Origin of the sequence: Anabaena subtropica FACHB-260, assembly GCF_014697105.1 — a bacterium.
Classification (GTDB): Bacteria; Cyanobacteriota; Cyanobacteriia; order Cyanobacteriales; family Nostocaceae; genus Trichormus; species Trichormus subtropicus.
In genome coordinates, this window is record NZ_JACJRF010000020.1 from 1 (window position 1) to 13451 (window position 13451).

The 13451-nt window shown below is 39.9% G+C and carries 10 protein-coding genes and 1 pseudogene; 6 read left to right on the forward strand and 5 right to left on the reverse strand.

Annotation, left to right across the window (positions count from 1 at the left end; all coding sequences use genetic code 11):
* Positions 1-189 (forward strand): annotated as a pseudogene (locus H6G18_RS13120) (photosystem II q(b) protein); the annotation flags it as partial.
* A gap of 282 nt (positions 190-471) precedes the next feature.
* Here H6G18_RS13120 and H6G18_RS13125 read toward each other — a convergent pair.
* The gene (locus H6G18_RS13125; protein WP_190407546.1) at positions 472-855 is read right to left on the reverse strand and encodes a DUF6632 domain-containing protein; all 384 of its coding nucleotides are present in this window, start codon (positions 853-855) and stop codon (positions 472-474) included.
* 733 nt (positions 856-1588) lie between these two features.
* A complete protein-coding gene (locus H6G18_RS13130; protein WP_190407547.1) occupies positions 1589-3247 on the reverse strand; it encodes a fasciclin domain-containing protein in 1659 nt (552 codons plus the stop codon).
* A 734-nt stretch (positions 3248-3981) separates the two neighbouring features.
* Between H6G18_RS13130 and H6G18_RS13135 the strand changes: the two genes are divergently transcribed.
* From H6G18_RS13135 to H6G18_RS13155, 5 genes are all read left to right on the forward strand, one after another.
* Entirely contained in the window at positions 3982-4578 is a 597-nt protein-coding gene (locus tag H6G18_RS13135) for a LemA family protein (protein ID WP_242040298.1), read from the forward strand.
* A gap of 6 nt (positions 4579-4584) precedes the next feature.
* Positions 4585-6477: a M48 family metallopeptidase gene (locus H6G18_RS13140; protein ID WP_190407548.1), complete on the forward strand. Its 1893-nt coding sequence runs from the start codon at positions 4585-4587 to the stop codon at positions 6475-6477.
* A 148-nt stretch (positions 6478-6625) separates the two neighbouring features.
* Entirely contained in the window at positions 6626-7351 is a 726-nt protein-coding gene (locus tag H6G18_RS13145) for a hypothetical protein (RefSeq protein ID WP_190407549.1), read from the forward strand.
* A gap of 109 nt (positions 7352-7460) precedes the next feature.
* Entirely contained in the window at positions 7461-8228 is a 768-nt protein-coding gene (locus tag H6G18_RS13150; RefSeq protein ID WP_190407550.1) for a DUF1350 family protein, read from the forward strand.
* A 112-nt stretch (positions 8229-8340) separates the two neighbouring features.
* Positions 8341-9477 (forward strand): PP2C family protein-serine/threonine phosphatase, encoded by a 1137-nt coding sequence (locus H6G18_RS13155; RefSeq protein WP_190407551.1) that lies wholly within the window; start codon positions 8341-8343, stop codon positions 9475-9477.
* Here H6G18_RS13155 and H6G18_RS13160 read toward each other — a convergent pair.
* The 3 genes from H6G18_RS13160 to H6G18_RS13170 all read right to left on the reverse strand — a co-directional run bounded on the left by H6G18_RS13160 (position 9474) and on the right by H6G18_RS13170 (position 13446).
* The gene (locus tag H6G18_RS13160) at positions 9474-9800 is read right to left on the reverse strand and encodes an STAS domain-containing protein (protein ID WP_190407552.1); all 327 of its coding nucleotides are present in this window, start codon (positions 9798-9800) and stop codon (positions 9474-9476) included. The genes H6G18_RS13155 and H6G18_RS13160 overlap by 4 nt on opposite strands.
* 791 nt (positions 9801-10591) lie before the next feature.
* A complete protein-coding gene (locus H6G18_RS13165; protein ID WP_190407553.1) occupies positions 10592-11938 on the reverse strand; it encodes a TldD/PmbA family protein in 1347 nt (448 codons plus the stop codon).
* Positions 11939-12009: 71 nt separating this feature from the next.
* Positions 12010-13446: a TldD/PmbA family protein gene (locus H6G18_RS13170; RefSeq protein ID WP_190407554.1), complete on the reverse strand. Its 1437-nt coding sequence runs from the start codon at positions 13444-13446 to the stop codon at positions 12010-12012.
* Positions 13447-13451 lie beyond the last annotated feature (5 nt).

Genomic DNA, 13451 nt, shown 5'->3' on the forward strand with positions numbered 1-13451 from the left:
GGTTTCAACTTCAACCAGTCCATCATCGACTCACAAGGTCGTGTCATCAACACCTGGGCTGACATCATCAACCGCGCTAACTTGGGTATGGAAGTAATGCACGAGCGCAACGCTCACAACTTCCCCTTAGACTTGGCTGCTGGTGAAGTTGCTCCTGTTGCTATCAGCGCTCCTGCTATCAACGGTTAATCTTCACGCGAAAAGCAAGAGTTTCATTGTGAATAAAAAGCGCTCTCCATTTTGGAGGGTGCTTTTTATTTTGGTGTTAATTTTTTTATTGCTCGGCTTGTCATTTAAATATTATTTAATTGTTGCTAGGCAATTTTCTGGCATGATTCAGTAGCATTCGCCAAACTGTCTCGCTGATTGCTCCTAAAGAGACTTCAGGCAAAGAAACCTTTGTATCTACAAATTGACTGTAGAAGGACATTCCCATCATACAAAGTATTCTATTTCTAATTCCCCGTTTCACTATTCCCTTACACTAGACACCACTTTGCGCGGGGTAAGGAAGGCAAGAACAATTGCCACTAATAACAATGCTGGAACATCACCAAACAGGTGTCCACGTTCAGCAGGATCAATTACTGCGTGTACCGCCATAATTAGTCCATGCACTAAACTTGACCAAACAGTGAACCAGATTAGACTGAGGTGTGCTTCTGGTTGTCGAGAAGCCAACAGCAAAAAGACACCAAGCGTCGCATAAACACCAATGATCATTTGTTCATATTCGTACTGACCAGGTTGCCATAACCAGCCTGATGCCCAAATCTTCGTTAGCGGATAAATAAGTAAAAAGGCAGTTCCGAAAAGAATCAGAGCGATTTGTAAGTAACGATGACGCTCATCCATTGCTCTAACCTCTGCTATTTTCCGGTGCAGTCTCTATCAAAAAACTGCTTAGTTTGTAATAGTATCCCACTAGTGACACTTCAGTTTTAGAGTGTTGGGAATTTTAATACTTTATTCACTCAGCGCTTACTTCCATTGACAGCTTTTTCAACTCTTCAATCCGACAGCACCCCCGTTTCCATAGCTGTCTTTGAGTTTTATCTACAGGATGATAATAGGCCCAAAAACAAATTGCAGAAGACTTTAGACTTGCAGAGCAACAAATAAATGATTACATCAAAAAATTCCAAGACGATTTTGATAGCCTACTAAAAGAACGGCAGACAAAAGAAGTAGAATCAGACAAAATCATTAATACTTTGAATCTGCAAAAAGAGAAACTGAATGAATATCTACAGGAATTAAAATTAATACGTCAATCTCTCAATACTTGGAAACCATAGTGAGAAATCTGCGGATAGAATCCATTTGGGATCTATACGAGATGGATTGTAAATAAACCTGTTCTGTCACTTCCGGAAAACAATAATCGTAGCGAAACACTGGAACTTTTATCTCATCAAGCTTTGAGCTTTTCTTTTCTAATAGAAACTAAAATTTGTAGCCAAAAACTGAAAAGTAAAGCTCCGAAAGGCTTTCAGCGATTGGGTTTTTCCAGTCTGAAACAAGAATAGAGACGTTGCATTGCAACATCTCTATTCTTGTTTCAGGAGACAATGAAATAGTTTATAACCTAAAAGTTGTAGCCAACGCCGAATAATAAACCGACATCAGTTTGACCAACAAAAGCTGCATTAACAGTACCAGTGGCTGTAAATCTGTCGCCTAAAGGAACATCTACACCGCCAGTCAGCAATAAACCAGTTCTAGAGCCTCTACCAGTATCAATGGCAACACCAGCACCTACATAAGGTGATACAGGGAATGATTGGACAACACCTGGCTCTACTTCACGAGGATTGAAATCTAAAGTTAATGGCACTAAAACCGTGGTATTGTTTCCAAACACTGCCGATGGTCGCACCGATAGATTATTTGTTAAACCAACTTTACTGATAACTGCAAAGTTGCTGCGACTAACAGCGCTATCACCAGCTAAACCAACGTTACCAGCAACCCCTATATAACTAGAACCACCACGAGTAGCTCTACCTGGTGTCACAGCACCAGGTGCTTGTGCTTGAGGGGTTTCTTGTGGCTGCTGACCTGTCAGGTTGGGTGGAATCAAGACTTCGTTAATTGCATGGATAACGCCATTGCTAGCTTGAATATTTGCTTGAACAACTCTAGCTTCATTGACTGCAATTTGATTGTTGGCGGTGTCAACTCTCACATTTACTGAAGCATCACCAGCAGTTGTTAGTTGTCCAGAGGAGAGTTGGTTAGCAGTTAATTGTCCAGGAACCACATGGTATTGCAGAATTCTTCTCAATAGCTCTCGGTTTTGTGGTTGCTGTAACTGCTCTAAAGTACCCGCAGGCAAAGCCGCAAATGCTTCATTGGTAGGAGCAAAAACTGTGTAAGGGCCTGGTTGTTCTAGTACATCTGTCAGACCTGCTGTTCTCAATAGAGAAGTCAAGGTACTAAAAGAATTACTCGATGCTGCCAGCGCAACAATGTTACCACCTTGTGTACCACCTGTAGTAGTACCAGTACCACCTACTATATAGTTAGCAGCTGTAACATTACTAGTTAAGGGTTGTACTTGTCCTTGCCGAACTAAAGCTTGATACAACAATGCTGCTGCTTCTGCACGGGTCAGTGAGGTTGTGGGATTAAGTTGTCTTAAATTCGGGTAGTTAACAACTATGTTGTTTTGTGTTGCTGCGGCTACGCCACTCACAGCATAGTCAGGAATTGCTGAAGCATCTGCATATAAGTCATTGATAACACCAGATGCAGTGCCAGTAGCAGTCAAATTTAAACCATTGCTTAAAGCAACGATCGCCTGTACTCTAGGAATCTGTTGATTAGGACGAAACACGTTCCCAGGATAACCTGAAATAAATCCAGTTTCGTAAGCTTCCCGAATTGCCTCCGATGCCCAAAAATTAGCAGGTACATCAGTAAAACCACTCGCACCTAATTGTCGGACTGGTTGTTGATTAAAAGCTCTTTGGATTAGGGTGGCAAATTCAGCACGGCTTACTGCTTGGTTTGGTCTAAAAGTCCCATCTGGAAAACCTGCAACAATATTTCTTTCTGCCAAAGCTTGGATGAATGGCTGCGCCCAGTAATTGGCACTAACATCAGAAAAATTAGAGGTATTTGATTGCGTAATTGTTTGCGCTGAAGCTGGGATAGAAACTATTAAGGGATTTATCGTTATAGCTGTCATCCCCAAAGCCAGCAATGTTGTGTGTGCTAGTGACCGACGAACTGAACTAAACATGAAAAAGACCTCCAAAAACAAGTAAATAATTGCACAAGACTATGGATTGACGATGGGAAACAACTACTTGTATGGTTGATTCAATAAAAGTCTAGACATTATTTTTTGGCTGACAACGGTACCAAATCGATAAGAATATTTTTCTCTCCTGAACATCAAATTTGCTAATAACTTAGTTATCAATTTCTAAACTGAAAACCACAATATTATTAATCAAATATCGAGTTATTAGATAGGATGATGTGCAGCCAAGAGATGCTATACGCATGGTTATGGAAGGGGCTGGAGTCGAAAATATTCATTTATCATCAACATCTAGTAATATTATAATTGCGAAATTTATTAGTCTTCTAAAGAGAATTTTTACAGAGATTAACCTATTTTAATAACTAGCTAAAGGTTATATTTTCTAGATATTATTTCATACCTTAGGTAGTTGGATATTGTAAGAATTTTGATAATATCCAAAGTGAATACGTCTAAATAAGTATTCTTATGAGAAGAATAATGATGTTGAGAAATTATCTTCTCTAATCTGCATTTTTTCCTACGGAATCATACTTTTTCCATGATGGTATTTACTCTCAGCAAATCTTCGTAATTGATTTCACAGAAGACGGAACACCGTTGCTGAAAGTAGACTCGTGCTTATATCCCAGCAAACTTTCTTGGATATGTGAGAGTTACACGGTAAATTTTCTCCGAAAAGATAATTTTATATTGGATGTAAACCTATGAGCCTGATCGGGTTGTTCATATTTGCTGTAACGATAGTTGCGATTGTTGCAGTCGTCATCATTAGTAGCTACAACGATTTAGTCAAATTTCGCAACCGCTACAAAAATGCTTACTCCCAAATAGACGTACAGTTACAGCGCCGCTATGATTTAATTCCCAATTTGGTGGAAACAGCCAAAGGTTATATGAAACATGAACGAGAAACCTTAGAAGGTGTCATCACCGCCCGGAACTCTGCAATTAATGCTAGTAGTCGCGCTTCACAAAATCCTGGTGATCCCCAGGCGATGCAGCAGTTGGGTAATGCAGAAGCTGCGCTAACAGGTGCGTTAAGTCGCTTGATGGTACTTTCGGAAGCATACCCAGAATTGAAAGCCGATCGCTCCATGAGCCAAGTCATGGAAGAACTATCTTCAACAGAAAACCGGATTGCCTTTGCACGTCAGGCTTTTAATGATGCGGTAACACTATACAACACTAAAAGCGAGTCGTTCCCCAGTAATTTAATTGCCAATACTTTCAACTTTACTTTGGCGGAATTACTAGCAGAAGCTGCTCCCGAAGTCAAAAATGCTCCGCGCGTGTCTTTTTAGGTATCTATGAATTTCTTTGAACATCAAGACAAGGCACGGCAAAACACGCAGCAGCTACTAGGGTTATTTATCTTGTCCATAGTGGTCATGATTGTCGCAATTTACATTGCTGCGTTATTTCTTTTCGGTATAGCTCCTCATATTTGGTGGCAACCGCAATTATTTCTGGGCATTGCTAGTTTGACAATTATAGCGATCGCTCTAGCTAGTCTGTATAAAATTGTCTGTCTGCGCCAAGGTGGACGAGTCATTGCCCAAGAGTTAGGAGGACGGCTCCTCATAGCAGACAGAGCCAACGCCGAAGAAAAACAACTATTAAATATAGTCGAGGAAATGGCGATCGCTTCTGGTATTCCTGTGCCATTAGTCTATATCCTCGATGCAGAAACTAGCATCAATGCTTTTGCTGCTGGGTTTACACTTAATGATGCTGTCATTGGTGTCACCCGTGGCACTTTAGCACACCTGAACCGAGATGAACTACAAGGAGTTATCGGTCACGAATTTAGTCACATTATCAATGGAGATATGGGACTAAATTTGCGTTTAGTGGGTATGTTACACGGAATTTTGTTTATTTACCTAACCGGGGAGTTATTATTGCGGCTGCGTAGCAGTTCCCGCGAAGAAAAGGGTTTGCCCTTGTGGGCTTTTGGTTTAGCACTAATGCTAATTGGCTGGATTGGCTTAATCTGCGGTCGTCTGATCAAAGCCGCCGTCTCCCGTCAACGGGAATTCCTCGCCGATGCTTCCGCCGTACAGTTCACTCGTAACCCCGATGGCATTGCGGGAGTATTTGAAAAACTCCAACGCTTGGATTCACGCCTAATTTCTCCTCGTGCAGAAGCCGCCAGTCATATGTTTTTTGGCAATGCCCTCAACCCTTCTTTTTGGGACGAAATGCTGTCAACCCACCCACCCCTGACAGAACGCATCCGCCGCGTCCGGGGTTTGAACACCCGTGATCTAGCAGCAATGCCACCGCCTGTCCACCGTTCCCGTTCCTCAGATTCCCTAGCAATGAGTTTTGCAGGTGGTAATACAATTACCCCAGAACAGGTAGTCAACCAAGTAGGGAGCGTTGCACCAGAGCATTTTGCCCATACTCAAGCGTTGTTATCCCAGTTGCCAGAATCCCTCCGCTTGGGTGTCAGGGAACAGCAAAGTGCAATGGCGATCGCTTTTGCCTTAGCATTAGATACAGCAAATTCTCAAGTACAAGAACGCCAACTGGCTTGGCTGCGAGAAGTACAACCTGCCGAGGTTGTAGAACAAACTTTGATATTTAGGAACGAAATCAGTCAATTAGACCCCAGGCTGCATTTACCATTGGTTGATTTAACAGTACCTGCATTACGTAAATTTTCTTCTAAAGATTGTCATCGATTGTGCAAATGTATCCAAGGTTTAGTCGTAGCCACTGGCAATTTTTCACTGTGGCATTTTGTCTTGCAGTTAGTTCTATGGCATCGCCTGCAATCTTGTATAGATCCTGCAGCAACAACAAAAGTAGAATTTACGTCCATAGAAGAGATTTGGTCAGATAGTATTATCGTACTGTCAGCAATTGCCCGTGTAGGACAATGCCAACCCGACGATATTGCTTATGCTTTTCGTTCTGGAGTTTTTCGCCTACCTGGAGCCGCACGACAAGAAAAATCAGATACACCTGTAGATTGTAATTTCTCGGAAGTTAAAAAGAGTGTGGAACGCCTCCGCCTTGCTTCTCCCAAACTTAAGCAAGCTATCGTCGATGCCTGCGCTCACACAGTACTACTAGATAATAAAGTTACCAACCCCGAAGCAGATTTATTAAGAGCGATCGCCATGACCTTAGACTGTCCAATTCCACCGTTTTTAAATTCCCAACGTGGCGTTACCAAGGACAAATCTTCTTGACAACAAGCATATCTGACCTATACTAAAAAATTCCATTTTTTTGGAGAAGTATAAAATTTTTGAGACAAAATTACAGCCGTCTCAGCAATCCCTAAAATTGGTTGTTATATTGTACTAAATAACTATTTTGCTGAACTTGGGGAAAGCTGTGCGTAATGATTTACAAGATTTGGAGATTAGTCATAAAGAATTAGAAAATTTGACTAATCTACCTGTGAAATCCGAATTAATTATTATCAGGAATATTTTTAAAAAGATTTGTAAAAAAATCGTAACTCAAATTAAAGGCTCCGAAGGTGCTACCGTAATTTTTCTGAGCTTTTCTGTATTTATTTTTGCCTACTTACTATTTGATATCTTTATTAAGATATTTGCTACATGGATAGAGATACCATCCTGGTTATTATTAATAATTTTAAGTTTGTTAGGAGGAATAGGTACACAGACATTTTTATATTACTGGTGGCGTAACCAGCAGAAAATAATCAAAAAAAATATGACCAATTCTTTAGAAATTCTCTTAAATGATGTTGATAGATATAATGCTGTTATCAAAGCCATAGATATTAATGACCAGATAGAAGATGCTGGTAACGTAGGGGTAAATATTAAGGAAAGAAAAAAAGTTATCGATGCACTTAGACTAACAAAAGCCGATTTAATTAGAGCTTTGAGAACAGAAAGAATATTGAGAGAAAATAAGAACTTTATTCTCGGTAATACAGAGTTATTTACCAACAATTTAGCAACATTAACTGCCATGCAGGTGACCGAACAAGCTACTGAACACGGCAGATTACTAAATGAAGCATTGCAAATTGCCTTAGATGTGCAATATGAAATGAAAAGCTTACAAAGCCAATCTAATACATGAAGGGCGAGAGAGTCAGGGAAATGAGGAAGAATTTTACCTACCTTGTCTCTCTCATCCCCAATCCACCGTTTAACATAAAGAAGTGTAAATTAAGCGATCGCCTACACGCATGGATTGGAAAGAAATTAGAGGTAACTGGGTGCTAGTTCCCCGAAATCCAGTCGGGATCATTCATTTCTTGGGAGGTGCATTTGTCGCCACTGCTCCCCATCTGACTTACCGTTGGTTATTGGAACAATTGGCAAATAAAGGGTTTGTAGTTATCGCCACGCCTTTTGTCAATACTTTGGATCATATTGCGATCGCCAACTCTGTACTATTGAACTTTGAGCGCACAGTAGAACGATTACATGACTCTGGCACATTACGCAAACTCTACCTGCCTACCTACGGAATTGGACATAGTATGGGGTGTAAACTCCATTTACTCATTGGTAGTCTTTTCCCTGTAGAACGGGCAGGCAATATTTTAATCTCCTTCAATAACTATGCAGCTAAGGATGCTATACCTTTAGTGGAGCAATTCAACACTGCTTTGGCGATTGAATTTACTCCCTCGCCGTTGGAAACCAAGAAACTAGTCCAGGAGGGCTACAACGTCCGTCGCAACTTATTAATCAAATTTAATAACGATAATCTCGACCAATCAGCCGCTTTAACCAAAATTTTACAAGCACGCTTTCCAGAAATGGTCACAGTCCAGACTTTACCAGGAACACACACCACGCCTTTAGGGCAAGATGTCAAATGGCAAACAGGGACATCATTCACCCCCTTTGATGCTTTAGGGCAGTGGTTCAAACAAGAAGTATATCGTGACTTAAATCAGCTAAACCGTGCCATACTCTTGTGGTTAAATCCTCTTTCACCACTGTAAAAGGCAGGGAAGCAAGGAGTAGAGGCTAGGGAGCAAGTGACTTAGCAGGGGGCAGGGAGCAGGGGGAGAAGAGAACTAATGACTAATGACTGATGACTATTGACTAATAACTATGTTTCAAATCCTCATAATTGATGATGATCTATCAATTCAAATATTATTAAAAAGAATTTTACAAAAACAGGGCTATCAAATAGTCACTGCTTGTAATGGTGAAGAAGGAATTACTCAAGCACTGGCTTGTCATCCTGCATTAATTATTTGTGATTGGATTATGCCAGGCTTAAATGGACTGGAGGTTTGTCACCGCATCAAAACAGATCCGGATTTATCCACTACATTTTTTATTTTATTAACATCTTTAGATTCTGTAGCTGATCGCGTCAAAGGGTTAGATGCTGGTGCTGATGATTTTATCACCAAACCTATTGAGCAAAACGAATTGAAAGCAAGAGTCAGAGCCGGATTGAGACTGCATCAATTGAGTCGAGATTTACGAACCCAAAAGCTGCTGTTAGAAGAAGAACTCGCGGAAGCAGCAGAATACGTGCGATCGCTTCTACCAGAACCGATAGATGCACCGATTAGCATCCATTCCCGATTTATCCCCTCTCGCCAACTCGGGGGCGATTGTTTTGATTATTACTGGCTAGATGACGATTCCTTAGCAATGTATCTCCTAGACACAGCCGGACACGGATTAAAAGCCGCTCTTCCTTCAATTTCAGTTTTAAACCTTTTGCGTTCTCGCGCCCTGAAAAATCTCAATTACTACCAACCAAGCGATGTCCTTAAAGGTTTAAATGAAACTTTCCAGATGAATTATCAAAATGATAAATACTTTACTATCTGGTATGGTGTTTATAACTGTGTTAAACGACAGATGATTTATGCTAGTGCTGGTCATCCACCAGCAATATTAATATCTGGAACATCTCCTAATAGTACAGAAATTCAAATTTTAAGAACACCTGGAATGCCAGTTGGTATGTTTCCAGAAGCTCAATATATTGATGAGTATTGTGATGTCGAAAAATTGAGTAGCCTTTATATCTTCAGTGATGGAGCTTATGAAATCACTAAATTAGATGGTAAACTTTGGAGTCTGGATGCTTTTATTCAAATACTTGCTAGCGTACATCATAATGACGATTATCAACTAGATCATGTATTGAATTGCCTCACCGCTTTGAACTCCAAAGATACGTTTGAAGATGATTTATCAATCCTACAAATAAAATTCGATTAATGGTTAGCGAGTATCATCTGATTAAATTCATCTTGGTTATTAAAAATTTCAAATACCTTATCCATACCAGTTAATTCAAATAAAATTCTGACCTGCTCATTAATCGAACAGAGAAATAGTTTAGTACCTGCGGCTCTCAGTGTTTTAAAAGCTAATACTAAAGCTCCCAGAGCAGAGCTATCCATAAAAGTTACATCTTGACAATCAACTAGAACAATTTTAGTATCACTATTCAGAATATGGGTAATGTTCTCTCGCAATTCCTGTGAATTTGCCGTATTGATAATTCCACTGAGTTTAATAACTTGTACTTGCTGATTCATAGTATTTTCAACCGAGTTGTTGTAAGGGAATGTACTAAATTTGCCAATATTATATAGCAACACGCATAATTTTAGTAAAGCCAATTAGAATAATAAGGCTTACTTATGGCTTATAGACTCCATTTGACAATAAAAGTCGCTTCAGTTTTACCCCCATCAATCAATATCGCTTTTAGATTTATCTTCATGAAATTATGAATCTAATTAACGAAATAAAATTGCGGTAAGACATATGAACATAACCCAATTTCTCGATATTGTTTTGTATATCTTGTACCCAAAACCCTAATTTATTCAGAAATTAATCACAGAATATTATTAACTAATCTAGATTGGGAAAATTGGCTAATTAAATCAGCAAAATTGTGCGTTACGTTGCAATTTAACTTACCACACAAATTTAACATTTACTTTATAAATTGTCTCTAAGATATAAATTTTATACGCAACATCATCAAATCTCTTTTGCTATGCTTCCTTGGGGGGTTAAGCGTATCAGTTTCCTGTAAATAAGCTAAAATTCACCTAAATTAAATATTTGGGAGGGATACCCACCCGACAAGAGTTAACCTAATTTAGGTGATACAGTTTAAATACGGAATAGCTGAAGACTACGCAGACTCACCCATCGTAGATTTATTTTTTAAACGCAGAAGAGCGAGGAGGTTAGCGCAGCGAAAATTCCCTCGCAGCATCGAGTTTTATCCGAACCGTATTGAAACCCCCTAGTCTCTGATATCTAGCTTTTATCCCCAATCTGTACTTTCACCCAACAGAGAAACGCTGTATGACTACAAAGTATAAGTAAAATTATTGACCAACATCCCAGGAACCAGACTACCTCCTAGTTGGCGACGTTCGTAGGTTCCTACTTCGGGAATAAATTCTTGAAAATTGGTAAAATCTATTAAATTTTCTCCCCAAAAGCGATAGAGGCTTTCATCAAAACGCAAGTTTTCAATGGGGGCAATAATTTCACCTTTTTCTATCCAAAAGCAGGCGTAACGGGTCATACCAGTAATTCTACCAGTCGGGCGATCGCTCCAATTCAAGTAATGCAAATTCGATACATATAATCCTGTATCTAAACTTGGTAAAATCTGCTCATAAGTTAAATTTCCCGGAATAATTTCTGGCGCACGCAAAGTTTCCGAACTATTCGCACCGTTGGCAGTTTTTTGATATTCTTTTGCTGTCCGTGAATTAATTAAAGTATTTACTAAAATTCCTTTATCAATGATTGATAATTCTGGTGCTGCAATTTCTCCCAGTTCATTAAATCGCGGTACTAACCCCCGTCCAAAGTTTTCTTGCAAACTAAATAGAGGGGAAAGTTGTTTGTCTTTGCGTGACAACATAGCTAACGCACTATTGCCTTGTTGAATATCCGCTTCACTAACTGCACCCCAAGAAAGCATAGTCAATAAATCAGCAACAGCCGCAGGTGCAAAATAAGTTTTATATTGCCCTTTTGGTAATTCTTTTGTTGGGCTAGATAGCAGTTTTAATTGCTGTTTAGCTTCGCTAACTTTTGCTGTATAAACTTCTACATTCCAATCACTTCCAGCAAATGTACCTTTGACAGCTTGCCCAGAGTCAATAAATAAAGAATAATCTAAAGTAAAAGAATCAGTAGCAAACCAATGTTTTTGTCCATTGGAATCGCCATAAGCTCTAATAACTACTCCTCCAGCATATATACCAGTGAAATCTAACTCCCTAACTTGTTCTAATACATTTGCTACTACTGCTTCTGTTGCCAATATATTACCTATATGTATTTCCCGACTGGTGTTAGTTCCTGTTGGTAAAACTAAATAGGGATCAACTGGCAAGAGAGGCAGTTCATCACGTAGTTCTTGCAATGCTTGATATGCCGATTGCCAATCTTTGTCCCAATTTCCAGTAAAAGGAAACTGGCGAAAACTGGTGCGCTGATCTGTCATCAGAGTTAGTTCAATCCAACCATCTGATACATAACCAGTTTGGCGAACTTTTGCTTGATTGAAGCGAGTAAATTGACTGCGTTCACTACTAACTTTGATAGTGAATTGTTCATTTTCTAATTTTTTAATCAGCAGAGTTTCTAACAGTTGATTAAAACCAACTTCTAAAGTAGATATTTCCTCAATTTTCATGAATATAAAAAGGGAATATAGGGCAACATGAACTTTGAATTTTGAATTTTGAATTTTGAATTTTGAATTGATTACCCTCCCCCAAAAACTTCTACATTAGCAAATACACAAATTGGTGAACCATGTCCTACCCATATAGATTGATTTGGTTCGCCTTTACCACAGAAAGGTGTGCCGTACATTTGCCAGTGAGTGTCATCACTAATCTGCACTAGACTATGCCAAAATTCTGGTGTTGTGGCTCGATAGTTAGGATTACGCAGAGTTTTAGTCAGCTTACCATGTTCAATTAATTTGGCATACTCACAGCCAAACTGAAATTTATAACGGCGATCGTCTATTGACCAAGAACGATTAGATTCCATATAAACGCCGTGTTCAATATTACTAATCATTTCATCAAAAGTGGCGTTTCCTGGCTCTAAGTTTAAGTTCGCCATGCGGTCAATTGCTGGGCGATTCCATGATGAAGCACGCGCACAAGCTACCCCCGCAACTTTTGCTCTGGCTTGACTTTCTAAACTGCCTAAACCTCTTTGCAGTACACCTTCTTTGATGACATATTCCTTGGTGGCGACTGCACCTATATCATCAAATCCATAGCTGGCATATTCACCGACAATGGTGGGGTCAAAGGTAATATTCATTAATGGGGAACCGTAGACTAGTTGCCCAAAATCACTGGTGTTGACAAAGCTACCGCCAGCATAGTTACGCTCATCTCCTAAAATTCGGTCAATTTCTAGGGGATGTCCCACACTTTCATGAATTTGTAACATCATTTGGTCTGGAGCTAAAACCAAATTGGTGCGGGTGGTTGGACATTCTGCGGCTGTTAAGAGTTCTATGGCTTGTTCGCCAATTTGGCGTACCCTTTGCCATAGGTGGTCTTGTTTTAGCAATTCTAGTCCACCTTGATAACAGTGTGCTTGCCAGCCATTGTTGGTACGTTGTTGGACAATTGCCCCATCTTGAGCGATCGCCCCATAATGAGTACCTATAGATACAAATTTTTGATATACCTCAGAACCGTTGCTGCTGACAAACCAACTCTCTTTTTCACTGGTGTTGGCGCTGGCTGTGGTTTGCACAATTTTTTCGTCAACTTTGAGGGTGTGGCAAATCCTTACCAGTAAATCATTAATTTCTCCAGGACTGAGAGCATCTAATGGCTCTAAAAATGGCGAATTATATTCACCCACAACCTTGGGACGTTCTGTTTCCCGGAAGGGATATATATACCACTGACTGGCTGCTAGTGCTTGTTTGTAGGCGATTTCTGCTGCCGCTTGTAGGGATGGCAATTCTAGAGAGTTGGTAGCAGCATAACCCAAAGAGCCATTAACCAGAACTTCTAGCATCGCTCCGACGGTGGTTGATTTGCCGTTACTTTGGGGCAAACCATCACGGACATAATGGCTTGCAGCTTTTTCCTTAACTACTCTAATACCGATCCAATCAGCAGGTGTTTTAAAACTAGCGATCGCTTTTGTTAATTCTGACCACATAATTC

What these genes read in the sequence shown, in the direction of transcription:
- H6G18_RS13160 (WP_190407552.1), bottom strand. Translation starts at nt 9,800, where the DNA reads ATGAATCAGCAAGTACAAGTTATTAAACTCAGTGGAATTATCAATACG.
- H6G18_RS13155 (WP_190407551.1), top strand. Translation starts at nt 8,341, where the DNA reads ATGTTTCAAATCCTCATAATTGATGATGATCTATCAATTCAAATATTA.
- H6G18_RS13125 (WP_190407546.1), bottom strand. Translation starts at nt 855, where the DNA reads ATGGATGAGCGTCATCGTTACTTACAAATCGCTCTGATTCTTTTCGGA.
- H6G18_RS13150 (WP_190407550.1), top strand. Translation starts at nt 7,461, where the DNA reads ATGGATTGGAAAGAAATTAGAGGTAACTGGGTGCTAGTTCCCCGAAAT.
- H6G18_RS13135 (WP_242040298.1), top strand. Translation starts at nt 3,982, where the DNA reads ATGAGCCTGATCGGGTTGTTCATATTTGCTGTAACGATAGTTGCGATT.
- H6G18_RS13165 (WP_190407553.1), bottom strand. Translation starts at nt 11,938, where the DNA reads ATGAAAATTGAGGAAATATCTACTTTAGAAGTTGGTTTTAATCAACTG.
- H6G18_RS13170 (WP_190407554.1), bottom strand. Translation starts at nt 13,446, where the DNA reads ATGTGGTCAGAATTAACAAAAGCGATCGCTAGTTTTAAAACACCTGCT.
- H6G18_RS13140 (WP_190407548.1), top strand. Translation starts at nt 4,585, where the DNA reads ATGAATTTCTTTGAACATCAAGACAAGGCACGGCAAAACACGCAGCAG.
- H6G18_RS13130 (WP_190407547.1), bottom strand. Translation starts at nt 3,247, where the DNA reads ATGTTTAGTTCAGTTCGTCGGTCACTAGCACACACAACATTGCTGGCT.